Source organism: Candidatus Pseudothioglobus sp. Uisw_041, from assembly GCF_048087625.1.
In the GTDB taxonomy this organism is placed as follows: domain Bacteria; phylum Pseudomonadota; class Gammaproteobacteria; order PS1; family Pseudothioglobaceae; genus Pseudothioglobus.
On the sequence record NZ_CP159805.1, the window covers coordinates 54636 to 79036 of the forward strand.

The window sequence follows — 24401 nt, forward strand, 5'->3', positions numbered from 1 at the left end:
TTAAAACGCTCCAGCTAAAATTTCCATGACGGCCATTCGAACTGCAATGCCATTCGTTACCTGTTGAAGGATAACTGATTGAGGCCCATCCGCAACGGATGATTCAAGCTCAATTCCTCTGTTAACTGGCCCTGGATGCATGACAATTGCATCGGGCTTTGCAAATTTTAAGATCTCATTTGTAATTCCAAAGCTATCAAAGTAAGTCTGCTCATCTGGGATATCTGCGGCAATCATTCTTTCTTTTTGCAGTCTCAAAGAGATAATAACGTCAGCACCTTCGATGCCTTTTTGAAGATTATCAAAGCGCTCTAAGCCAGGCGTTTCTTCTTTGTAATGAAGGGTGTCCGGAGCAATCAATCGTATGTCGGTTGTGCCTAAAGTTTGCATGGCCTGTATTCCAGATCGCGCAACACGCGAATGTCTTATGTCACCAACAATTGCAACGGATAAGTTATTAAAGGTTTTTTTACGCTGCCTTATGGTTAACATATCCAGAAGGGCTTGGGTCGGATGAGCATTAATTCCGTCCCCTGCATTTATAATGGATACGCCTTTCATGTTTTCTGCAACATGATGCGGGAGTCCATTTTGTTTGTGACGAATCACGAACATATCGATTTGCATTGCCTTGAGGGTGTGCATAGTATCCATCAAGGTTTCATTTTTTTTAGTTGCTGAATTTGCAAGGTCAACGTTAATTGTTTTAGCGCTCGTTCGTTTGCCAGCTATTTCAAAAGTATTTCTTGTTCGAGTTGAAGGCTCGAAGAAGAGATTGGCGACAGACATATCTCTTAAGATCTTAGATTTTTGGAGCTGACCATTTTTATCGACATGGCCATCAGCTACGTCTAATATTTTTTCGAGTTGTTTTTTTGGAAGACCTTTTAAACCTAAAAGATGAGCTAGCCTTCCTTTTGAGTTTAGTTGAGAATCGTTGCTAATCGTGTGTGGTTTCATTGAGCCAAGTTTGCAAAATTAGTTCAGCTGAACGCTTATCTACATCACCTCTATCAGCGTTTTTATGGGCGTAGTGCCATTTTAGTTGTTTTTTTGCTTCTGAAGAGGATAAATACTCGTCTATAAAAAAGACCTCAACATTAAATCGCTTAGTTAGTTTTTTGCCAAACGACTTTGCTATAAAGGTCATCTCTTGTTCTTTATTTTCTTTGTCAAGAGGCAGCCCAACAATAAAAGCATCAGCCTCATGCTGATTAATGATTAGCTCAAGATGCTCCCAATTTGTGGAGCCATCTTTGTGATGAAGAACCGTATCAATTCCGCTTGCATGGGAGGTCAGGCTATTGGCAATAGCAATACCGGTGCGTTTAGTTCCTACATCAAAACCAAGGTAGGTTTTGACGGTCATTGAAGCTGTTGAAATAATTCATAACCGACATAACCGTCTGCTGTAAGACCAATGTCAGACTGGAACTGTCTAGTTGCTTTTCGAGTTTTAGATCCCGCCATACCATCAGGAGTGCCGGTATCATAGCCCAGTAAATTCAAGGTATTTTGAATTTGCATAATGTCTTCTTTGCTAAGGAGGGGCTCATCAATAGTTTTTGCAGATAGTTTTGCGTTGCCGTTAAGCCTGTCGGATAGATAAGCCACTGAAAGAGCATACAAGATAGAGCGATTCCATCCCATTATTGTATTAAAGTTTCGGTACACTAAAAATGCCGGCCCTCTGTGGCCCATTGGTACAATTAAAGAGGCCTTAAAGTTTGATTTTGGTAGGTTTGAGTTGTTCCCTCGTCGAACCCCAAGTGCCGCCCATTCATTAACTGTCTTTTCATTATCTAATCCAGTTAATTGATAGTCGAAGTTTTTAGGAATTAAGGCTTCTCTTCCCCATTTTTCACTTTTTTTCCAGCCAAGTTTGTTTAGAAAGTTAGCAGCACTAGCATAAATATCAGCCTTCTCATTCCACAGGTCTACTTTGCCGTCATTATTGGCATCAACACCATACGCGATGACATTAGTTGGCATAAATTGCACTGCGCCCATTGCGCCGGCCCAAGATCCAGTTGCATCAAACGGAATGGTTTTCTTATCCATCAACTTTAAAACAGCAATAAGCTCCCTTGTAAAAAATTTTGATCGTCTTTTGTCATAGGCAAGTGTTGCCAAAGAGCGAATAAGGCTATCACTACCCATATAATTTCCATAGTTACTTTCAAGTCCTAAAAATGCAACTATAACGTAGGCTGGGACGCCGTACTTTTCAGAGGTTTTACTTAGTAATGAAGCATTATTTTTTAACGTGTCTTTGCCATTATTAAGGCGAACTTTATTAACTCTTTTGTTTACATAATGCCAAAAATTTTGATTAAACTCTGCTTGAGCTTTGTCCGATGCAATGGCAGAAGGTCTTGGCGTAAGCTCAAAGAAAGCCTTATCAATGGTTGATTTAGAAACTCCTTGCTCAGTTGCAGTTTTGCGGACCTGATCTAGAAATTCTTCAAACGAATGTGAGCTTGCAAAAACGCTTGTAGTGAGAAAAATGAGACAAAAAAATCTTAAAAACATAAGTAAATAATAGTGCGTGAATACGTTCTTATTTTAATACTTTTTTGCAGTAATGATGGCGATGGATGGGAAAAAAGAACATTATTTAGAAATAAATTAAAATTATCTGCGCTATTAATATGAAATAAAGAAGATAATTATAAAATTATAAAATCAATCCTTAATTTAATGCCAACTTATAGGCCCCTTGCAGAAATACTAAGACCCAGTGCGCTGAGCGAATTTATTGGCCAGCGTCATTTGCTTGACCCTGATAAGCCGATTGGTAAGGCTTTGGCCGACAAACATCTCCACTCAATGATTTTATGGGGGCCTTCTGGTGTTGGAAAAACCACCCTTGCCCGTATTATTTGCTCGCAGATGGGTGCCCATTTTGAACAAATGTCAGCAGTACTTGACGGCATTAAAGAGCTTAGAAATGTAATAGAGCATGCCCAGCTCTATAAGCACCAGGATAAAAATACGATACTATTTGTTGATGAAATTCATCGTTTTAATAAAGCTCAGCAGGACGCTTTTCTGCCTCATATTGAGTCTGGATTAATTACATTAATTGGAGCAACTACAGAAAATCCTTCTTTTGAAATTAACTCATCATTACTCTCAAGATCAAGGGTGTATATTCTTGATAAGTTAAGCAGTGAGGACCTCTCAACTATAGCCTCAAAAGCATTAAAGAATCAAGATATCCTTCTAGATGACGACGGATCACTAGCTCTGATTATTGATGGCAGTGATGGCGATGCCAGGCGCTTAATTAATATCATTGAGCAGCTAACTGAAACACCAAAAAAAACTCTATATAGAGATGATATTGCTAAAACGCTCCAGGAAAAAGTAAGCAGCTTTGATAAGGGCGGCGATATTTATTACCAACAGCTTTCTGCATTCCATAAGTCTGTCAGGGGCTCTTCTCCAGATGGCGCTCTTTATTGGATGGCAAGGATGATTGTTTCAGGCTGCGATCCAAAGGTTATCGCTCGAAGGCTTTTAGCAATTGCATCAGAGGATATAGGTAACGCCGATCCAAGGGCGCTCCAAATTACTATTAATGCCTGGGATGTTTATGAGCGCCTCGGAGATAAAGAGGGAAATAGAGCCATCGCTCAAGCGGCTGTTTTTTGTGCGTGTGCGCCAAAATCAAATGCAGTTTATAGCGCATTTAATCAAGCTATAGAGGCAGCAAAAAATACAGGTGACTTTGCAGTGCCTACTCATCTTAGAAACGCAAGTACCAAGTTAATGGAAGAGTTAGGGCACGGAAAGGGTTATCGCTATGCGCATCATGAGCCTGATGGTTTTAGTAAGGGCCAGACTTATTTTCCTGAAGAGATGGGCGAGCAAATATATTATGAGCCCACTGACCGAGGTCTAGAGATTAAAATTAAAGAAAAGTTGAAACAGCTTAGGTCAAATTTATGAACACTTTAACGTCTATTGTAAGCATTGGTATAGGCGCCACTGTCGGAGCCACTTGCCGATACTATATTGGCGTTTTTTCAATGCATTATTTTGATAAAGCCTTCCCCTATGGAACCTTAATTTCAAACATTATTGGCTCATTCATCGCAGGTCTATTGGTAGTTTTTGTCTTAGAAAAACTCTTTCTTAGTGAGACGTATCGGTTAATGCTACTTGTTGGATTGGCAGGCTCTCTAACTACCATGTCAGCGCTTTCAATTGAGTCTGTTGAGATGCTTAGCGGCGGTAACTATGGCCAGGCATTATTAAATATCTTGTTAAATTTAGGGCTGTCACTTCTTGCTGCAAGCTTTGGCGTAATGCTTGCAAAATACGGCTTTAATTTAGCGCAGAGCTAACTTAACCTCAACTTCATCTAAGAGAATAGATGAGATATTGAGATTAAACTGACTATCAAGCTCTCGAATGCAGGTTGGGCTGGTTACGTTTATTTCTGTAATGTAATCACCGATAACATCAAGCCCAACAAACATAAGCTCTTTTTCAATGAGCATTGGAGCAATTTGACTACATAAATATTGATCCCTTTCTGATAATGGTTGACCAACACCCTTTGCCCCTGCAGCTAAATTTCCCTTAAAGTTTCCTTCTGCTGGTATTCGAGCGAGCGCATAATCAACAGGCCTTCCATTAATTAATAAAATACGTTTGTCACCGTCCTTTATTTCAGGCAAAAACTCCTGAGCCATAATATAGCGACTTCCTTGGTTGGTTATTTTTAGGAGTACTTCCTCGATATTTTTATCACCATTTGCAAGTTTAAATATATCAGTTCCGCCCATTCCGTCCAGCGGCTTAACAACTACTGCTTTAATTTTGGAGATAAACTCTGAAAGCTTTTCGATATTTGAGCTGACAAGTGTTTCTGGAATGCAGTCTGGAAAATTTAAAGCAAAAAGTTTTTCGTTAGCATCCCTTAGTGAGCTTGGTTTATTCACAACTAAAACCCCGCTATCCTCTACCTGCTCTAGAAGATAAGTTGCATAAATATAATCCATATCAAACGGAGGGTCTTTGCGCATAAACACAACATCTATATTAGTTAGCTGGAGTTCTTCTGCCGCTTCACATTTATACCATTTATGCTCAGAATCTTTGACTAATGTCTTACGCGCAGTAGCAATAACTTTTCCGTCCCCATAAAACATATCAGTGCTATCAAAAGTGTAAATATCCCATCCACGTTTTTGCGCTTCTAGCATCATGGCAAATGAGGAATCTTTAATTGGCTTAATGCTGGAAATGTCATCCATCAGCACGGCGAGTATAATTGGCTTCATTAGGATAGTATAAAGTATTCAGATTAATTAATAATATACATGCCCGTCAAAATATGTTGAAGTAGCGAGGTTAAGGGCGTATAATTTCGCCTCTTTAGTGCGGGGTGGAGCAGTATGGTAGCTCGTCGGGCTCATAACCCGAAGGTCATAGGTTCAAATCCTATCCCCGCTACCAATTTAGACCCCCTCTTTTGGGGGTTTTTATTAGGAATTTTTTGTGGCTAAGATATCTGACAAAGTAGTTGCGTTAATTAATCCAAGTATCAATGATTTGGGTTATGAGCTGGTGGGCGTTGAATACGTTGCCAGTGGAAAACACTCTATTTTGAGGCTTTATATAGATTCAGAGGAAGGCATTGGGGTGGATGATTGTGAGGTTGTTTCTCGCCAAGTAAGTGCAATAATGGATGTTGAGGATCCAATAAGTGGGCAGTACAATCTTGAGGTATCGTCGCCCGGTATTGAGAGACCTCTTTTTAATATTGCACATTACCAACGTTTTTTAGGCCATGATGTTCGTTTGAGAACATTCAGGCCAATTGATGGTAGAAGAAACTTTACTGGTGCTATTGGTAGTGTTAGCGAAGCTAGTAATTCACTGGAATTAGTAACAGAGCTAGGCCCTGTTACTTTGGAGATAGATTTAATCGAAAAAGCAAATTTAGTTGCTCATTTTTAGGAGAAGCGCATGGATGGTAAAGAGTTATTTTTAATGGTTGAGGCAATCTCAAACGAAAAGAATATAACCAAAGATGATGTTATAGAGTCATTAGAAGAGGCGTTAGCTGTTGCAACAAAGAAGCGAAATAATATTGAAGTTCGTGTTGAGGTTGACAGACATACTGGTGAATTTAATACCTTTAGGCAATGGCTTGTCATTGAGGATGGTGAAAAATTTGTTGATGATGATGGAGAAATGTTTGATCCGGAGCTCCATATTTACCAAGCAGATTCAAACGGTCTAGATATTGATGCTTTTGTTGAAGAGCCAATGGAGTCTCTAGAGTTTGGAAGAATTGCAGCTCAAGTTGCTAAACAGGTAATCATTCAAAAAGTTCGTGAAGCCGAAAGAACAGTTATTGTTGATAACTATACGCAGCGTGTTGGAGAAGTTGTGATGGTTACAGTCAAAAGAGTTGATAGAGGAAACGTTTTTGTAGATATGGGTGGAATTGATGGCATGATTTCAAAGTTTGACTTGATACCGAATGAGTCAATTAGAAAAAATGATCGTTTAAGGGCTTATATTAAAGAAGTTAAGTCTACTCCTCGTGGTGCACAAATTTTTCTGAGCCGAACCGTCAACGATATGATGATCGAGCTTTTTACTATGGAAGTTCCTGAAATTAGTGAAGGCGTAATAGAAATTAAGGCTGGAGCGAGAGACCCAGGTCTTCGCTCTAAGCTTGCAGTTAAGGCAAAAGATAAGCGGATAGATCCGATTGGCTCATGTATTGGCATGAGGGGCGCACGCGTTCAGGCAGTCTCAAACGAACTAAATGGAGAGAGAGTTGATATTATTCTTTGGGATGAAGACCCTGCGCAGTTTGTAATTAATGCTATGGCTCCAGCAGAGGTTAGCTCAATTGTGGTTGATGAAGAGAAAGGTTTTATGGATATTGCGGTTGAGGAAGATCAATTAGCACTTGCAATAGGTAGGGGCGGTCAGAACATTAAGCTGGCAAGTAGACTTACTGGTTGGAAACTTAATGTAATGTCTATTAGCGATGCAGATGATATCCAGGCGAAAGAGTTACAGAAAACAGGCGAAAAGCTAGCTGAAAAACTTGGTGTTGATGCAGAAGTAGCCGCTGTCTTGATTGATGAGGGCTATACAAATCTTGATGAAATAGCTGAAGCTGAATCGGATGCATTATCCAAAATTGAAGAATTTGACTCTGATATGGTGGGTGAGCTTCAAGAAAGAGCCCAGGATGCGCAGTTAGTTAAGGCATTAACAGATGCAGAATCTACAGAAATCTTACTCAGCGTTGAGGGTGTTGACGAGGCCCTAGCAGCAGCACTTGTTGAAGCTGAAATTACTACAGTAGATGCATTAGCTGAACTGTCAATTGTTGAGGTTTTGGAAATTCAAGATGTTGGAAATGATAGCGCTTCTGCTGTTATTATGGCAGCCAGAGAAAAAGAAGGCTGGTTTGACTAATTTTAATATAGGTGTTTTAAGTATCAATAACTAGAATATATAGGCAAAAATATGGCACATACTGTAGAAAGTTTATCAAAATTACTCAAAAAAACACCTGACCAGGTTTTATCTATTTTATCTGGGGCAGGCATTTCAGGAAAAACAGTTGAATCGAATATTTCGGCAGATGAGAGGCAGGTTCTAATGTCTAGCTTGAGTAAGCGCTCCAGCACTAAGTCAAGTATTTCTGTATCTAGGAAAACAACAAAACCTGCTTCTAATACATCCTCTTCCGGTGGCGTAAAGATTCAGGTGAAAAAGAAACGTGAGGTTCCTCAGGCTGCTCCAACTGAACAGGTTGACGACGCTGCAATATTAAAAGCAAAAGAAGCTTTGGAGGCTGGAAAAATTGCGGAAGAAAAAGATGAGCAGCATGACGCGAAAAGAAATGACATGGTTCGTCAGCAAAAAATTAAAAATGAAGAGCAGTTGGCTCAAAAAACACAAAAAGAATTAACTGAAAAGGAAGTGCAGGATAAAAAAGAGAAGGAAAAATTAGAGGCAGAAAAATCAAATGATTCAAAGAAGAGCCCTAAGAGACTAAGGTCTACTCCATCCCCAGCATCAAATAGAAAACAGCTTCACGTTGCTAGACATAATCCAAATCGAAAACTTAAGAAAAAAGAAAGAACACATATTTCTCAGAAAACTCAGGATGAGCAGGCGCAGCATGGCTTTCATATGCCAGTTGAGCCCGTAAAGCATGAAATTTTAATCCCAGAAACTATTAAAATATCTGAGTTAGCGATCAAAATGACGACTAAAGCAGGTGAAGTACTAAAGGTCATGATGGGTATGGGCGTTATGGCCACCCTTAATGACGTAATCGATCAAGATACAGCGATGCTTGTGGTAGAGGAGATGGGGCATACGCCTGTTGCAAGTAGTGAGGAGACAGTTGAAGATACTTTAGTTCAAGAGACATATGATGACGAAGACTCTGCACCAAGACCTCCAATAGTAACTATTATGGGCCATGTCGATCATGGAAAAACATCACTTCTAGACTATATTAGAAAGTCGAAAGTAGCCTCTGCTGAGGCGGGTGGAATTACTCAACATATCGGCGCATACCAAGTTGAACAAAAGGGAAATTTAATTACTTTTATTGATACTCCAGGCCATGCAGCGTTTTCAAAAATGCGTCTTCGCGGAGCAACCGCAACTGATATTGTAATTCTTGTAGTCGCAGCAGATGACGGCGTTATGCCCCAAACTATTGAATCCATTAAGCATGCTAAGGCTTCAAATGTTCCTATTATTGTGGCTATTAACAAGATAGATAAAGAAGGTGCAGATCTTGATAAAGTGAAGCAAGTGCTTTCAACACATGACGTTATTTCTGATGAATGGGGCGGCGATGTTTTAATGGTTGGAGTTTCAGCCCTCACAGGGGCAGGTATTGATGAGCTTTTAGAAAGTATATCTTTAACGGCAGAAATGTCAGAAATTAAGGCTGTTGTTGATAAGCCAGCGAGTGGCGTAGTTCTTGAGGCTCGCTTAGATAAAGGACGCGGAAAAGTAACTACTATACTTGTTCAGTCAGGCACACTTAAGAAAGGTGACATTGTTATTGCGGGCCAAGAGTATGGAAAAGTTAAGCAAATTATTGATGATAATGGTAAGCCAATTAATAAGGCAGGGCCATCAACACCAGTTGAAATTTTAGGTCTATCAGGTGTCCCAGACTCTGGAGCTGAGGTTCTTGTTGTGGCTAGTGAGCGCAAGGCAAGAGAGGTAGCAGACTTTAGAAAGTCAAAAGATAGAGAGTCCAAGCTTCAAAAGCAGCAAGCTGAAAAGATGGATAACTTCTTCGCCACTATGGAAGAGGGTGAAATTTCTACAGTTAATGTGATAATTAAATCAGATGTACGTGGCTCAGCACAGGCCTTGGTTGAGGCTTTAGAAGAGCTCTCGACTGATGAAGTTAAAGTGAAAGTTGTATCTTCAGGCGTAGGAGCAATTAATAATACCGATATTTCTTTGGCCAGCGCTTCAGAAGCCGTTGTTCTTGGTTTCAATGTTAGGGCAGACTCTGTTGCTAAGAAGGCTGCTGATACTGAAGGTGTTAAAATTGAGTATTACAGTATTATTTATAATTTAATTGATGATATTAAAGCAATTATGGGCGGTTTATTAAGTCCAGAATTAAGTGAAAATATTATTGGAATTGCGGGCGTTAAAGATGTCTTTAGATCGCCTAAGTTTGGTGATATTGCGGGCTGTATGGTTGAAGAGGGAGTTGTAAGGAAAGATAGCCCAATTCGTGTGTTGCGAGAGAGTGTTGTAATTTATGAAGGTGAGCTAGAGTCGCTAAGGCGCTTTAAAGATGATGTAAAAGAAGTTAAGTCTGGTACTGAATGTGGAATTGGAGTTTTAAATTACAAAGACGTTCAGCCTGGAGATCAAATTGAAGTATTTGAGCGTATAGAGCGCGCTAGAACATTATAGGACAGAGATTCTAAATGGCACAACAAATAAGTTTTAGGACCGAAAGAGTAAACGAACTTATTAAGCGTGAACTCGTCCTCTTGTTATCGAAGGAAACGAAAGATCCTAGGCTCCAAGAGGTTGTTATTACTGACGTCATTGTTACTCGTGATTTAACCAGCGCAAAAGTTTTTTTCTCAGTCGAAGAGCTTTCTCAGAAATCTGTCGCAGCTTTGCTTAATAAGGCTAGTGGTTTTTTTAGAAAATCTTTATCAAAAACTTTAGACTTAAGGCATACCCCATCACTAAACTTTATTTATGATACAGCTCCAAATGCTGGAGCTAGAATGGATGATCTCTTAAGTAAAATTTAAACCCATAAATAATGTCTAAACGCAACCCAAAAGGTAGAGACATCAACGGAGTTTTACTTCTTGATAAAGCTAGTGGCCACAGTTCCAATACTGTCCTGCAAGATGTAAAACGTTTGTTCGATGCTAATAAGGCTGGACATACTGGAAGTCTTGACCCTCTTGCAAGTGGACTCTTGCCAATCTGTTTAGGGCAAGCAACAAAAGTTGCACAGTTCTTGTTGAATGGCGATAAGCGCTATTTTGTGCGTGGTAAATTAGGCCAAATAAGTGACACGGGAGACTCAGATGGCCAGGTCGTTGATTTTGGTTCCTCAAAAGGAGTTAATGAGCAAGCCATCAAAAATGTTTTGTTAGATTTTGCAGGCAGTATCAATCAAGTTCCGCCGATGTACTCTGCACTTAAGAGAAACGGAACGCCTCTTTATAAACTTGCAAGAAAAGGCATTGAGGTTGAAAGAGAAGCCAGGCCAGTTAAAATTCATGAGATAAAGTTCAAAGGCTTTGAAGAGGAAATTTTAAGCCTAGAAGTTTCGTGTTCAAAAGGCACGTATATTCGAACCTTGATTGAAGATATAGGAGAATCGTTAGGGTGTGGTGGGCATGTTATTGAGCTAAGAAGAATTGGGTTCACTCATTTTGATATACCTCAAGCCAGAACTTTTGAGGAGCTAGTGGAACTAAAAAATAAAGGTTTAAGCGAACTTGATTCAACTCTTCTTTGCGCGGATGAAATGCTACCAAACCTTAAAGGGCTTTATTTGGATGCTGAACAAACACTTGATATTAAGCACGGAAGAAAGGTTCAGTTTTCTGGTCTAGATGTTGGGCAAAAAATTAAGCTTTATGACGAAAAAAAACAGTTTATTGGTATTGGTGAGAATAATGTCTTATCTGAAGTTTGGCCTAAAAGGGTTTTTGTTTGAGAGGAAAATTTTTCAAGCTTAGTTTTTAAAAGGAGTAGTTATGAAAGTTTTAATAATAGGCTCTGGTGGCCGTGAACATGCGTTAGCTTGGCAGTGCTCTTTATTTGATGAAGTAGAGCATGTATTTGTAGCACCTGGAAATGCTGGCACAGACTTAGAGAAAAAAATATCAAATATTACTATAGACCCTGAAAATATCCCAGCGCTAATTTCGTTTGCTAAAAGTGAGTTTATAGACATTACAATTGTTGGGCCAGAGGCTCCTTTGGTTATGGGCATAGTTGATGATTTCCAAGAGGAAGGACTGGCAATATTTGGACCTTCAAAACTAGCATCTCAATTAGAGGGATCAAAAGCATTCTCTAAGGATTTTATGCATAGAAACAATATTCCAACAGCATTTTATAAGGTCTTCACTGAATCCAAGCTTGCAATTAAATATGTCAAAGAGATGGTCACGCCTATTGTTATAAAGGCGGATGGACTAGCTGCTGGAAAAGGAGTAATTATTGCAAATACTCTAAATGAAGCAACACTTGCTATTAATGATATGCTTGAAGGAAATCGATTTGGAGAGGCTGGATCAAGAGTAGTAATAGAAGAGTTTTTAATGGGTGAAGAGGCAAGTTTTATAGTTATGGTTGATGGAAGTAATATACTTCCAATGGCTACATCACAGGACCATAAGGCAAGAGATAATGGTGATAAGGGTCCAAATACTGGAGGGATGGGGGCGTACTCACCAGCACCAATAGTAAGCCCTTTAGTTTTTGATGATGTAATGGAAAAAATTATTAAACCAACCGTTGAGGCTATGAAAGCCGAGGGCATGCCATACACTGGTTTTTTATATGCGGGACTTATGGTCGATGATAAAGGCATGACAAAAGTACTCGAGTACAACTGTAGATTTGGAGATCCTGAAACGCAGCCAATAATGATGCGCTTGAAATCTAATTTAGCTAAATTATGTATTTCAGCAACTCAGGGTAATTTGGATTCAGAAAAAGCTGAATGGGATGAGAGGACTTCTTTGGGCGTTGTAATGGCTGCTTCTGGGTATCCAGAGGCTTATAAAAAAGGAGAAATAATTAATCTTCCTATAGAAGAATCTAACTCTAAAATCTTTCATGCTGGAACAAGGTTAGATGCAGGTAATATTACCAGTAATGGTGGGCGAGTTCTTTGCGCAACTGCATTAGGCGTGGACATTAAAGAGGCACAAGAAAAAGCTTATCAGCTTATTAATTCAGTAAGTTGGGAAGGGGGCTACTTTAGAACTGACATTGGCTTTAAAGGTATATAGGGTGCTTAACATTATTGGCGTAGATGAAGCTGGAAGAGGCCCTTTAGTTGGGAATGTTGTGGCAGCAGCAGTAATTTTTCCTGTTAATTTTTATATTGAGGGTCTCACTGACTCTAAGAAATTAACAGAAAAAAAACGTGAAGATTTCTACTGCCAGATTACTAACCAGTGCTTTTGGTCAGTGGCTGAGGCTAGCAGCATTGAAATTGATGAGATCAATATATTGCAAGCAACAATGCTTGCGATGACAAGAGCAATAAATAGTTTACAGCACCAGCTGTTAAGTCAAAATCAAGATGAGATATTTCAAGTTCTTGTTGATGGAAATCGTTGTCCAGATGTTGATAATTGCCGTGCAATAGTTAAAGGAGATTTGACTGAGCCCGTTATTTCGGCCGCATCAGTTATTGCAAAGGTTACAAGAGACAGGCAAATGAAGGAACTGGACTTAAGGTTTCCTGAGTACGGGTTTAAAAACCACAAAGGATATGGCACGAAAGAGCACCTTATTGCCTTATCAAATCATGGCCCAATTGATGGACAGCATCGATTCACTTTTCGGCCAATAAAAAACCTTTAGTTTGTTTCTAGTTCGTAGATTTGTTGCTGTAATTCATTTTGAGCAGCTTCAAGCTCTGCTTTTTTTGCTTCAAGAATAGCTCTTTTCTCTGCCTCTTCTTTTTTCTTGTTATCCTTTTCAATTTCTGCTGCAGGTTTTGTTGCTAGATAGTTAAAAAGTTTAACAACTTGTTTTACATTTTTTGCTTTACTAGCAACATTGGTAGCATGTTCTGCTTCCCTTTTTGTTACAGATCCCATTAAGTAGACTGTTGCCCTTTCAGTAAGAACAGAAACATGAGCCGGATGAAATACTTCTTGATCAAGGAATAGAGCCTCTATCTGAACTGAAATTACTCCGTCTCTAGCGCGATTTAAGTAGCTACTATTTGGCATCACTGCTACTTCATTAATCAGTTGGCTCATCTTTGGCGCTCTTTTCTTAACTGTTTCCTCAAGATAGCTTTTAAGATCATCAGTTGGCACTTCACCAACCATTAATACTGATTTGTTATAGACATTAAAGTTAATATGCGTATCTTCTAGCATGGAATCTTTACTGACAATGTTCCCTAAATTCATATAAAGAGTTTTGTCATCCAAAATTTCACCCATTGTGCGGCGATCATTAGACATTGTGGCAACAGTAGTAACTGCTGCAGCGCCTTGAACTATTGGAACGCATGAACTTAAGATATTGGATGATATGAGAAGTGCAGATAATATAATTACTTTTTTCATTAATACTCCTTGTTTCTAGTTAGCCAAAGTTTCAAAAAAAGATATGTCTGTATTTTAAAGTAGTATCAGTATTTATTAAAGCTAAAGACATAGATAAATTTTGATAATAATGCAAGTTAATAAAGCATAATGGTAATAAAATATATGAACCTTGGTTAAGACTTTAAAATGATAGGAAAGCTTTTTATTGTAGCAACTCCAATTGGCAATTTGAATGATATTACTTATAGGGCAATCGAAACACTAAAGAATGTCGATATAGTTTTAGCTGAAGATACCAGACATAGCAAAAAATTATTTGCACACTTTGAAATTTCAACGCCCCTAAAAGCTTTTCATGAGCACAATGAGCGAGAGAAGACTGAATCTATTATTTCTGAGCTAAATTCTGGTATTTCACTTGCACTTATAAGTGATGCTGGAACCCCTTTGATAAGTGATCCAGGCTATTTTTTAGTTTCACAGGCAAAAAAAGAAGGGATTGAGGTTGTGCCTATCCCAGGACCTAGTGCAATAATTACAGCCCTTTCAGCTTCTGGCTTAGCAAGTAATAGCTTTTCGTTTTTTGGATTTCTGCCTTCAAAAAAAATTGCAAGAATTAAATATCTTCAGAATAAAATCGCCCTTAATGAGACAATTATTTTCTACGAGTCGCCTAAGCGAATATTGACAACTTTAACGGACATGTTGGAAGTATTTGGAAATGAGCGCAAGGTCTGTCTTGCTAAAGAGCTGACCAAATCCTTTGAAACAATCCGCACTGACATAATAGAGAATGTAATCGAATACCTTGCTGCTGATTTAGCGCATCAAAAAGGTGAATTTGTAATACTAATATCTTCAGCTGATAAAATAGATCTTGTTGATGCTCAAAACCAATTAGGGAAAATTTTGCCAATCCTTTGCGCTGAAATGGGCGCATCAAAAGCGGCAAAATTGGCTGCTAAAATTACTGGTATCGATAAAAAACATTGCTACAATAAGGCTATAGAGTTATGAATAATTTCTACAAACACCACATTTTTTTCTGTAACAATATTCGACAAGATGGGAAGCAGTGCTGCTCAGAAAACGGCGCGAAAGAGCTTTATCGTTACGCTAAAGACCAATGTCGTGCGAATTCTACATTGGGTAAAGGCCAATTTGGTGTTAGTGAATCCCGTTGTTTAGGTCGCTGTGAGGATGGACCCGTTGCAGTTGTTTATCCTGACAATATTTGGTATCAATACATAGATGAAGAGGATATTGACGAGATTCTTACATCTCACTTAGAGGGCGGTAAGGTGGTTGAGCGATTACTAATTAAATAGCTTTAATTATTTCTCAAGTCGATTAATGCCCTCAAGGATATATGGGTATAAGTTACTCGCTATTATCCTGATACCCTTTTTATTAGGGTGCTTATAATCGGCCTGTAAGTTCTTCTTTTCTAGAGCAACATCTTTAAGTAAAAAAGGCATAAAAATTAAGTCATATTTGGCAGCAAGTTCAGGATAAATTCCATCAAATTTAATTTTATATTCTGGCCCCATACTTTCAGGAGATTGCATTCCAGCAAGTATTACAATCGAGTTACTTTGATTAAACTTAGTGATTATTGAATCAAGGTTCTCCATTGTCAGAAATGGGTTAAGGCCCCTTAACATATCATTTGCACCAAGGCACACAACCACTATGTTTGGCTTATCTCCAAGAGACCAATCCACTCTAGATAGGCCATTTTTAGAAGTGTTTCCAGAAATACTAGCATTAATAACGCTGACTGTAAAATTGTTATCTTCAAAATTACGCATGAGCTCTGAGGCTAAATTCTCGTTTTGAGATAGCCCATATCCAGCCATCAGGCTGTCTCCATAGAGCATAATTTTGATGGGGTTTGCAGCGTAAGCACCGGTAAATAAAAATATGCATATTAAGCCAGTAAATAGTGCTTTTAGCTTTAGTTTTTTTGAGATAATCATTGCCCGAATTTTATATTAGATTAAGTGATGAGTGAAGCTATACAGTTCAATAATGTTTCGTTAAATTACGGCTCTAAAAACGATGTAGTAGAAGTTTTAAAGCGTATCAATTTTTCAGTAAACAGTGAAGAGATTATTTCTATTGTTGGGCCAAGTGGTTCAGGAAAAACATCAATCATTATGCTTGCTTCAGGCCTTGAAACTGCTACTGAAGGTTCAATTAAGATTAATAATGAAGAAATTGTTGGGCTGAAGGAAGACAGACTATCAGAAGTTAGAAGAAAAAATATTGGCATTGTTTTTCAATCCTTCTATCTAATTCCTAACCTTACCGCTATTGAGAATGTTTTATTATCACTCGAGGCAAATCAAAAATACAATCAAGATAATGATGCTAAAGCATTGCTTGCAGATTTTGGTCTCTACCATAGGCTCAATCATCTTCCTAGTGAACTTTCTGGCGGCGAGCAACAAAGAGTTGCCATTGCTCGAGCACTAATAAATAAGCCTAAAATTATTCTGGCAGATGAGCCAACTGGAAATTTAGATAGTGCTAATTCAGAAAGCATGATGGATTTGCTTTTTAATTACACCAAAAAAAGTAAAACTTCACTAGTCATGGTAACCCATGACAATCTAATAGCTGAGCGATGCGATCGTATTATTGAAATTAAGGACGGTCAAATTGTTTGATATTCAGCAACTACGCTTAATTAATAAGTATGCAATAAGAGATTTTTCTAGAAGCTATAAAAAATTATGGGTTATCGCGAGCACCCTTTTTATTAGTTTACTCTTGCTTTCTCTGACGTTCTCCGTCAAGGAGGCTTTGAATAATGAAATTGAAGCAAACTCTAAAGAGTTATTAGGTGGCGACATTCAAATTACAAGTGGTATTGACCCGTTACCTAGTTTAGTGTTTGAAGAGTTAAAGGATTTAGGTAAAGTTAGCTCAACAATTGAGCTTGCAACCATGGTTTCAAAAAAAGGTCAGTCGCCTGTTTTTTCTGAGCTTCGGGCAGTAGATGATAACTACCCACTTTATGGCGAGATTATTACAACACCTCAGGGCGCTGCTGAAAAAATATTTTTAAATACAGAAAAGCCAACTGTTTTAATTAATGAGAGCATTCAAAACATGCTCCAAGTGGAGATTGGCGATGATGTTGTAATCATGGGTAAAAGCTTTCAAGTGGGTGGTTTGGTTTTATCAGTTCCAGACCTTGCAGAGCGAGCTGTTTTTGGTGAATTTGCTATAATTAGTAAGTCGAGTTACGATCAATTTAAGCTGAGTTCGGGCGGCAGTTTTCTTGATCACGAGTACCGCCTAAAGTTTAGTAATTCTAATCAAGAGGGCGAGCAAACTCGATTGGTTAAATCAATTATTGCCTATGATGATACTATTGAAACTAGACTTCCAGGAGAGAGTGGGCGGAGTTTAAATAGGATAATTGATAACTTTTCTAACTTTCTAAATTTAGTGTCAGTCAGCGCGATGATAATTGCGGGCATTGGAATCAGCAACACCTTGCTTTCTTTCGTTAACCAAAGAAATACTAGTATTGCGGTTAAAAAGTCGATAGGTTTTTCTTCGAATTTTATTCAACTCATGTACTTTTATGAAATTATTCTAATATTAATAGGCACATCAATTATTGCCTATTTGTTTGGGGTTTTTAGTCCTTTGTTGGCGAATGAATTTCTACCAAAATCTTTAGGAATCGATCTTCAGCCAACTGTCAGCTTGATAGGCTATCTAAATATTTTTTTCATTGGCCTATTAGTTGTTTTAATTTTTTCAATACCATCGCTGTATTCGATTAGCGAGATCAAAGCAGTTGCTTTGTTTCGTAATACTTTTCAGCCAGTAAGCCTAAACTTCTCTTTAAAGAATATTATTTTACTGGCGATTCTGGTTACAATTTTGACTACTTATTTTGTTCTTCAGACTGAGCAAAAATATTACACAGTCCTATACTTTTTAGCATTTTTTATTACGATGCTTATATTTTATGGCGTATCTAAACTGTTAATTTTCTTTCTTAGAAGGTTTCATAAATTTTCTAATAATGGCTATAGGATTGCGTATAGGAATATTGTTGCAAAAAAATCACTTGCACCTATCATGACAATATCTTTAGGCATAGGTTTAACGCTCCTTCTCACTTTGAGTTTTGTAGCCAATAATTTAAAAAAAGAAATATCAGATAGCATCCCATCGATGGCGCCAGATTTATTTTTTGTGAGCATCGATAGAGATATTAAAAGTGACTTAGAGTCTTTTATTAAAAATATGGATCCCAATGTAGCTCTTGAATTTAGCCCAATGGCGAGTGCTTCATTTATCTTCCTAAATGGAACGCCTATAGAAGAGCTTGTCTCAGAAAACAATAGATCTGCATGGGTTGTTAGGGGCGATAGGCGCATTTCATGGGCAGAAAAACCAAAGCCAGATAACCCAATTATTGAGGGTGAATGGTGGGAGCCTGGTAATGAGGATGAGATGTTCATTTCAATGGACAGTAGAGCTGCTTATGATCTAGGCATGAAGATCAATGACAAGATTACACTGAATATATTGGGCAGGGATGTCACTGGAACTCTAAAGAATTTTAGAGAGGTTGATTATCGGGATATTTCTGTTAACTTTGCAATTATTATTAATAAAGCTTTTGCTAACAAGCTCCCCTATGAATATATTGGAACGCTTAAGTCAGACCTATCCTCTAATGATATTCTGGCCCTTGTTGTCGAGAAGTTTCCTAACGTATCAGCTATAAAAGTTGATAGGATTTTGTCCCAAATTAGCGGCGTATTAAATAAGATATTTATAGCCGTAACTGGAATATCTTTAATTGTTATTGTGATTGGTTTGATAGTAATTGTCAGCGCAGTCATGGTTCAAACTACATTTAGAAGATACAATAATTTGATTTACAAAATATTAGGTGTGGATTTTCCAACGATACTTAAAGCAATGACGATAGAGTTTGCTGTTATATACTTCACCTTGATTTTCTTTGCACTATCAGTTGCAGTCTTGGGGTCATATCTTGTTGTTGAGAATACCCTTCAGCTAACTTGGAAATTTGATTTAGGGCTGACGCTTTGGATTTTATTGACAACTGCAACAGTATCTTTTGTACTTATTTTGATGGCAAATAAAAGTATCTTTAGCCCCAAAGTATATCCACTTATTCGTAATGAGTAATTGTTGGAGCTAGAAGTAATTTAAGTACTAAAGAAGAGCAAGTAGTCTTTGATTAAGGGTTTTTACTTTATCTTTTAGCTCACTTATTTTTGAGTTATTTTCAATAACATCAGTAGGAATATAATTATTTAATTGAAGGCGTTTTTCTCGACTTGTTTGAGAAAGCAGCATTATTTTTGCTTTTTCTTTATCAATATTGTCTCTCGACATTAGTCGTATCAACTGCGTTTCGGTTTCACAATCTACAACTATAGCTCTATCGAATGGCCCCCATAGTTCTTTTTCTACCAGGAGGGGTATTACTACAATCATAATCCCTTCTCTACAATCATCCATTGAAGATTTCATTTTCTGGAGTATCTTTGGATGAAGTATCTGCTCAATTTGCACTCTATTTCTTCCTTTCTTAAAGAGCTCATCACGAAGATTTTTACGATCAAGTGTCCCATCAGATAGAAGTATTGATTTTCCAAAAGCCTCTACGAGTTCTTTTAGGCCATCTGATCCTGGTAACACAACTTCCCGAGAAATAATGTCTAGGTCAATAATATAACAACCATGAATTTCTAATAAGTCACTTACTAGAGTTTTTCCTGAAGCTATTCCGCCTGTAAGGGCAATCTTAAGAACTTTCTGTTCCATTAAAATTAAGTTAAGTGCATGAAAGTAACTAAATTTTATATTGAATTCTAGCTGATACTGGAAGAATGATAATAATATGGTGCTTATTTGCTGGTTTAGCTTGACTTTTTCAAGAAAAATTTCGATAATAGGCGCTCTTTTTGGTTATGTAGCTCAGCTGGTTAGAGCACAGCATTCATAATGCTGGGGTCGGTGGTTCAAGTCCACCCATAACCACCATATCCCATAAGGCTTTAAGCTAATTCACTTAAATCAAAATAATGTTTTGGTACTCAACTGGTACTCATTAATACAGATTTCGACCCTTCTTCCTTCACCCTAATTAATCGCTAATAATTATATATTTAATAATTGTTTTCTAATTAATATGCTTTAACCAGTGGTTTAGAGAGCATACAACCAGTGGTTTAGTTAAATACTATTAAAAAACTACCATCCCTCGCATATATATTCAGACTTTGAAGGTACGGGGGACCCTCTATTGAACTCGGCTAACTATTAATAATCCCTCCCTCACAGATGAAACGAAGTTTGGTCTTTGGTTTCACCAGTCTATAATAGCCTCCATGAAAAAACTATTACTACTTCTAACATTATTCTTTTTCTCAATTCAAGGTTTCGCAGCAGGCTGTCCTGATGGCAGTGAGCCAGTCAAGAGTTTATCTGCGGACGGTACTTATTTTGTATTTGAGTGTAACAATAATACTCAAAACAGTTCATCGGCTAATCAAAACTACGACATAACTATTGTCAACAAATCAAGCTTTCCAACAAAAACTTTACAGGAGTGGGCTGATTCTGCTAGTTCTAAAATGGCTTCACGTGAGTCAGATATATTGGTTCTTTTGTATGATGTTGGGCAAGTAATTAACCCAGTTAAAAATTTATATGGAAGCTTTCGTCTTCACCAAGTATTAATGTCTCCAAAAGAAATCAATGAAAGTAAAAAGTTAATTGAAGACTGGTTTATAAATTCAGGCTGTTCTGGTGGCGCTGATTATGGCCTTATGAATGACATTAAAGTGGGCTTAGATAAAGGATTAGACTGGTCATCCCAATGGACTCTTTGCACTAATAAACGACTAATCGTAATGGCCCTTCCTGAGGAGATGAGAAGTAACCCAAATGGCCAAGATGCTATTTTTATTGATATCCAAGGTTTTCTTCAACACGAGCTCTATCATGCTTTTCAGCATGACTTAGCAAATACAGGTGAGTGCAGAAATAGGAGAGATAAAAAGAATAGTAACAGTAGCTGGATGATTGAAGGTGGAGCTAGATACTTTGCTGAACGCTTACTCCCATTCCCAAAAGCTGACTTTAAAGATTTAATTCTTCGACCAATCTATGAAAACAAAATGGTTTTAGGTGATGCAGAGGACGTCGTTGGCGCAGCAATACTTTTGTTGATGATAGAAAGAGGGTTAATTAATGAAAGTGAAATTATGGATGGTAGTTTATTTCATGATTGTGCGAGAGAGTTAAAATTTGACAAAAATAGCGATGAAATGAAATTTGTATTAAGTAATTGGAACAATGAAGAATATGAATTTTCACCAGAAATTTTATTAGATTATGATGCTTCAAAAGCAACTACGAATGAATCATTCCCAACAGTTGATTACAACACAAACGTCAAAGAACTATGTCAGGGACATATTGCAGCAAATTGGAAGGGTTACATGGAGCATAATTCTAGTGGTTACTTTTTTGCAGTTGTGGGAGAAGATGGTCGCTGTGAACACGGTGTTGGGAGAACTAAAGAAGACGCATTTAATGAGTGTACAAAATGGCAGGAAGAAAACAATATTGTTGGAACCTGTGAACTTTATGGTGAAGCAGGTGAGGTAGTTTGGGATGGCTCAGTTTGGGATGACTCTGTAAAGGCATCGAAGTCAGCTTCCAAAGAAGTATCCACCCTAGAGACAAATGAGTCAGTAGATTATGTTGAAAGACTTAAGCAAGTCAAAGCACTTCTAGACTCAGGAATTATCAATCAAGATGATTTTGAGAAAATGAAACAAAAGATTATTGATACCATGAACTAATCTACCATCCCTCGCATATATATTCAGACTTTGATACCTAGTGGGGGAGGCTCATTGAACTCGGCTAACTATTAATATTACCTCCCTCATAGATGAAACGAAGTTTGGACTTAGTAGTTTTGTACTTTAGTTAGTTGCTATGGTCTAATATTACAGAGCCAACTTTAGTATCTACAGAAACAATCCCTTGAATAGCGTCCATTACTTTATTTTTTGCAGCAGTTGCTCTTTCCATTGCTTCATTATTCTCATATAAAGTTATAGATATGTTGACGTTGCCTTCAGACTTAACTGCTATCAATTGCTCTGCTTCTGGAAAGTCACTTGGTGCATTTGGAACGTAGGCTGCAGCAGCAATATCTGCCGCTTCATTTGATTCAAAGGTTACTGTTGTAATTCTTGCTACTGACATTAGCACTCCTAGTATTGTTTTTAAAGAAAATTAATTATAGTGCAAAAAAGAACTCCCTCTCAGATGAAACGAAGTTTGGACTTTAGTCCAAGTCAGAATTAATCTAATACCATCTAACCATTCCAATAACTCCTGCTGTTGCGTAAAAGAACTGAAGAAAAAGTATCCCTTTATGCTTTCCTAGGTAAGCCCAAAATCCAATTGAAAAGGCTGACACTAACAATAAAAGAAAGCCAGTAAATTCGACTCCAATATTCAATGCCACCATCATTGAATACATTATTGCTGTTACAACTCCAAACCATTCTAGAACTTTACTTTTCATAATGCTACCCCTGAGTTTGCTTATTAACTTGTATTTGCCAAAGTCTCGCATATTGTCCATTAAGATCAAGCAGCTGTTGATGCTTGCCTTGCTCGACAATAGTGCCATTACCAAGCACAATAATTTGATCGGCATCGACAATGGTGGAAAGGCGATGAGCAATCACCAGAGTTGTGTGCTTATGCGCTAAACTCGCTAACGCCTTTTGTACCATTTTTTCCGAATATGAATCAAGCGCAGAAGTGGCCTCATCAAAAATCAATATCGTTGGATTTTTTAACAGCACTCGTGCAATCGCTAGGCGCTGCTTTTCACCGCCTGAGAGCTTCAAGCCTCTCTCGCCAACCAGCGTGTCATAACCTTGCGGCAAGGAGTCAATAAAACTGTCAATAAAACTGAGCTTCGCTGCCTGTTTGACTTCGGCTTCGGTTGCACCCGCACGACCGTAAGCAATATTGTAATAAATGCTTTCATTAAACATCACTGGATCTTGGGGTACGACGCCCATCGAGCCGCGCACCGAGTCTTGGGTGAATTGTTTAATATCTTGCTGATCAATGCATATTTCACCACTAGATATATCGTAAAAACGAAAGAGCAGCTTAGCAAGTGTTGATTTGCCTGCCCCAGAAGGACCGACAATCGCTACTTTTTGCCCCGGCTTAAGAACAAAGTTAATATTGCTTAGCACCTCCTGCTTGCCAGCATAAGCAAAAGAGACGTTATTAAATTTAACCTCACCTTGGGTGACTTTGAGTTCTGACGCATTAGCAACATCGGTGACTTTGGAGGAGCGATCCAATAGGTCAAACATATTATTCATATCGATGAAATTATGTTTAATTTGACGATAAATAATGCCCAAACCACCGAGCGGAATAAAGAGCTGTAAGAGGAGTGCTTGAATCATAATAAGGTCGCCTAAGCTAAGGCTCTTATCGACTACACCTTGTGCTGCCATAATCAAAACAATGGTCACACCGCAAGCAATCACTGCGCCTTGGACAAAATTAAGTGCTGTCATGGAGGTAAAGCTCTTGGTAGCCAGATCTTCCCAGCGCTGCATCGTCTCTCCGTAACGATCGACTTCAAATTTTTCTTGATTGAAGTATTTGACGGTCTCATAATTAATCAAACTATCGACTGCATTGGTATTGGCTTCGGATTGCATATCGTTCATTTGGTAGCGATACTTCATCCGCCAAGTGGTAATGGCCAACGTTAACGTAACATAAAAGAACACAGTTAATAAAGAGACGCCAGCAAAAAGAAGGTTATAATTTAGCCATAAAATGCCGATTACTAAACATATCTCAAATAATGAAGGCAGAATGTTAAAGACAAAAATGGAGAGTAAGGTGGAGACGCTTAGAGTGCCCCGGTCAATATCACGGGTAATACCGCCAATGCGACGATCTAAATGAAAGGATAAATCTAAAGTGTGTAAATGCCTAAAGACGCCAAGTGCAATCAGATTCATTGCGTGATAACGAACTTTGGCAAAAATGGCATCACGAAGCTCATTAAACAGTGAACTTGCCAATCGTAAAAGGCCGTAAGCAAGGAGCATGCCAAGCGGCAACACCAAGACTAAATTAGTCTGATCAAGTCCATCAACGATCTCTCTCAGCGCAAGGGGAACACCAACATTAGCCAATTTCGCTAACATTAAAAAACTAACAGACCAAATAACACGGGCTCGCATTTTGAGTAAATACGGCAAGAGCTTTTTTAAAACCTTAATATCCCTGGTTTTAAAATCGTAAGCCTTAGTTTGGTTACTGCTTGAGCTCATTGAGTGTGGCTTTAGTTATAAAAGACTAAAAAACAACATTATCACGTTTATTTGATTATTGATGGAGATATTATCCCCCTCAGTCATTTAAAGAAATTTTGACCTTTTTAGTGGCATAAATATTTATCTAAAAAACTCCTAATCTACACCTACCCCTTAACGTATTATTTATAAT

General features: G+C 38.1%; 24 protein-coding genes and 2 tRNA genes. 16 read left to right on the forward strand and 10 right to left on the reverse strand.

The features are described from left to right. Genes ABXT44_RS00275 through ABXT44_RS00285 form a run of 3 tightly spaced genes read right to left on the reverse strand, consistent with a single transcriptional unit; the run spans position 1 to position 2532 of the window. Positions 1–960 (reverse strand): aspartate carbamoyltransferase catalytic subunit, encoded by a 960-nt coding sequence (locus ABXT44_RS00275; protein ID WP_416687104.1) that lies wholly within the window; start codon positions 958–960, stop codon positions 1–3. Further along, entirely contained in the window at positions 941–1369 is a 429-nt protein-coding gene (gene ruvX / locus ABXT44_RS00280; RefSeq protein WP_416687106.1) for a Holliday junction resolvase RuvX, read from the reverse strand. Before ruvX ends, ABXT44_RS00275 begins: the two co-directional genes overlap by 20 nt. Beyond that, positions 1366–2532 carry a lytic murein transglycosylase gene (locus ABXT44_RS00285; RefSeq protein WP_416687109.1) on the reverse strand — a complete coding sequence of 389 codons (1167 nt, stop codon included), beginning with the start codon at positions 2530–2532 and terminating at the stop codon, positions 1366–1368. The genes ruvX and ABXT44_RS00285 overlap by 4 nt, the downstream gene beginning before the upstream one ends. A gap of 168 nt (positions 2533–2700) precedes the next feature. Here ABXT44_RS00285 and ABXT44_RS00290 point away from each other — a divergent pair, with 168 nt between their 5' ends. Both ABXT44_RS00290 and crcB read left to right on the forward strand, forming a co-directional pair. Continuing rightward, the gene (locus tag ABXT44_RS00290) at positions 2701–3954 is read left to right on the forward strand and encodes a replication-associated recombination protein A (protein WP_416687111.1); all 1254 of its coding nucleotides are present in this window, start codon (positions 2701–2703) and stop codon (positions 3952–3954) included. After that, positions 3951–4352, forward strand: coding sequence for a fluoride efflux transporter CrcB (gene crcB / locus ABXT44_RS00295; protein ID WP_416687113.1), 402 nt, complete (start codon positions 3951–3953; stop codon positions 4350–4352). Before ABXT44_RS00290 ends, crcB begins: the two co-directional genes overlap by 4 nt. On the opposite strand, the gene gshB is transcribed toward crcB, so the two are convergent. Continuing rightward, entirely contained in the window at positions 4338–5294 is a 957-nt protein-coding gene (gene gshB / locus ABXT44_RS00300) for a glutathione synthase (RefSeq protein WP_416687115.1), read from the reverse strand. The two genes, crcB and gshB, sit on opposite strands and share 15 nt — an antisense overlap. Before the next feature lie 98 nt (positions 5295–5392). Here gshB and ABXT44_RS00305 point away from each other — a divergent pair. The 8 genes from ABXT44_RS00305 (at position 5393) to ABXT44_RS00340 (ending at position 13113) form a co-directional block, all read left to right on the forward strand. Next, a tRNA-Met gene (locus tag ABXT44_RS00305) sits at positions 5393–5469 on the forward strand. Between the two features lie 42 nt (positions 5470–5511). Continuing rightward, entirely contained in the window at positions 5512–5973 is a 462-nt protein-coding gene (gene rimP, locus ABXT44_RS00310) for a ribosome maturation factor RimP (protein ID WP_416687117.1), read from the forward strand. 9 nt (positions 5974–5982) lie between these two features. Continuing rightward, complete coding sequence (nusA, locus tag ABXT44_RS00315) at positions 5983–7458, forward strand: transcription termination factor NusA (protein WP_416687119.1); 1476 nt, start codon at positions 5983–5985, stop codon at positions 7456–7458. Positions 7459–7509: 51 nt separating this feature from the next. Next, positions 7510–9951: a translation initiation factor IF-2 gene (gene infB / locus ABXT44_RS00320; RefSeq protein WP_416687122.1), complete on the forward strand. Its 2442-nt coding sequence runs from the start codon at positions 7510–7512 to the stop codon at positions 9949–9951. Between the two features lie 14 nt (positions 9952–9965). Then, positions 9966–10304, forward strand: coding sequence for a 30S ribosome-binding factor RbfA (rbfA, locus tag ABXT44_RS00325; protein WP_271541843.1), 339 nt, complete (start codon positions 9966–9968; stop codon positions 10302–10304). An 11-nt stretch (positions 10305–10315) separates the two neighbouring features. Further along, positions 10316–11227: a tRNA pseudouridine(55) synthase TruB gene (gene truB / locus ABXT44_RS00330; protein ID WP_416687124.1), complete on the forward strand. Its 912-nt coding sequence runs from the start codon at positions 10316–10318 to the stop codon at positions 11225–11227. 40 nt (positions 11228–11267) lie between these two features. After that, positions 11268–12533, forward strand: a complete 1266-nt coding sequence (gene purD / locus ABXT44_RS00335) for a phosphoribosylamine--glycine ligase (RefSeq protein WP_416687126.1) — start codon at positions 11268–11270, stop codon at positions 12531–12533. A gap of 1 nt (position 12534) precedes the next feature. Then, positions 12535–13113 (forward strand): ribonuclease HII, encoded by a 579-nt coding sequence (locus tag ABXT44_RS00340; RefSeq protein WP_416687128.1) that lies wholly within the window; start codon positions 12535–12537, stop codon positions 13111–13113. Here the strand turns inward: ABXT44_RS00340 and ABXT44_RS00345 are convergent. Beyond that, complete coding sequence (locus tag ABXT44_RS00345) at positions 13110–13832, reverse strand: BON domain-containing protein (protein WP_416687130.1); 723 nt, start codon at positions 13830–13832, stop codon at positions 13110–13112. The two genes, ABXT44_RS00340 and ABXT44_RS00345, sit on opposite strands and share 4 nt — an antisense overlap. A 168-nt stretch (positions 13833–14000) precedes the next feature. Here ABXT44_RS00345 and rsmI point away from each other — a divergent pair, with 168 nt between their 5' ends. After that, positions 14001–14831: a 16S rRNA (cytidine(1402)-2'-O)-methyltransferase gene (gene rsmI / locus ABXT44_RS00350; protein ID WP_416687132.1), complete on the forward strand. Its 831-nt coding sequence runs from the start codon at positions 14001–14003 to the stop codon at positions 14829–14831. Further along, on the forward strand, positions 14828–15142 hold the full coding sequence (locus ABXT44_RS00355) for a (2Fe-2S) ferredoxin domain-containing protein (protein ID WP_271556386.1): 315 nt from the start codon (positions 14828–14830) through the stop codon (positions 15140–15142). Before rsmI ends, ABXT44_RS00355 begins: the two co-directional genes overlap by 4 nt. 6 nt (positions 15143–15148) lie before the next feature. Here the strand turns inward: ABXT44_RS00355 and ABXT44_RS00360 are convergent, their stop codons facing one another. Then, a complete protein-coding gene (locus ABXT44_RS00360) occupies positions 15149–15793 on the reverse strand; it encodes an arylesterase (RefSeq protein WP_416687135.1) in 645 nt (214 codons plus the stop codon). Between the two features lie 27 nt (positions 15794–15820). On the opposite strand from ABXT44_RS00360, the gene ABXT44_RS00365 reads away from it, so the two are divergent. Next, complete coding sequence (locus ABXT44_RS00365) at positions 15821–16486, forward strand: ABC transporter ATP-binding protein (RefSeq protein ID WP_416687137.1); 666 nt, start codon at positions 15821–15823, stop codon at positions 16484–16486. A 136-nt stretch (positions 16487–16622) separates the two neighbouring features. Then, complete coding sequence (locus tag ABXT44_RS00370; RefSeq protein WP_416687140.1) at positions 16623–19004, forward strand: ABC transporter permease; 2382 nt, start codon at positions 16623–16625, stop codon at positions 19002–19004. 27 nt (positions 19005–19031) lie between these two features. On the opposite strand, the gene coaE is transcribed toward ABXT44_RS00370, so the two are convergent. Next, complete coding sequence (gene coaE, locus ABXT44_RS00375) at positions 19032–19646, reverse strand: dephospho-CoA kinase (RefSeq protein WP_416687142.1); 615 nt, start codon at positions 19644–19646, stop codon at positions 19032–19034. Positions 19647–19788: 142 nt separating this feature from the next. On the opposite strand from coaE, the gene ABXT44_RS00380 reads away from it, so the two are divergent. Then, positions 19789–19865: transfer RNA gene (locus ABXT44_RS00380), tRNA-Met, on the forward strand. Between the two features lie 347 nt (positions 19866–20212). Next, positions 20213–21694, forward strand: coding sequence for an SHOCT domain-containing protein (locus ABXT44_RS00385; RefSeq protein WP_416687145.1), 1482 nt, complete (start codon positions 20213–20215; stop codon positions 21692–21694). A gap of 130 nt (positions 21695–21824) precedes the next feature. Here ABXT44_RS00385 and ABXT44_RS00390 read toward each other — a convergent pair whose 3' ends face one another. From ABXT44_RS00390 to ABXT44_RS00400, 3 genes are all read right to left on the reverse strand, one after another. After that, positions 21825–22106: a hypothetical protein gene (locus ABXT44_RS00390; RefSeq protein ID WP_416687148.1), complete on the reverse strand. Its 282-nt coding sequence runs from the start codon at positions 22104–22106 to the stop codon at positions 21825–21827. A gap of 103 nt (positions 22107–22209) precedes the next feature. Next, positions 22210–22431 carry a hypothetical protein gene (locus ABXT44_RS00395; protein ID WP_416687151.1) on the reverse strand — a complete coding sequence of 74 codons (222 nt, stop codon included), beginning with the start codon at positions 22429–22431 and terminating at the stop codon, positions 22210–22212. 4 nt (positions 22432–22435) lie between these two features. Further along, positions 22436–24226 carry an ABCB family ABC transporter ATP-binding protein/permease gene (locus ABXT44_RS00400; RefSeq protein ID WP_416687153.1) on the reverse strand — a complete coding sequence of 597 codons (1791 nt, stop codon included), beginning with the start codon at positions 24224–24226 and terminating at the stop codon, positions 22436–22438. Positions 24227–24401 lie beyond the last annotated feature (175 nt).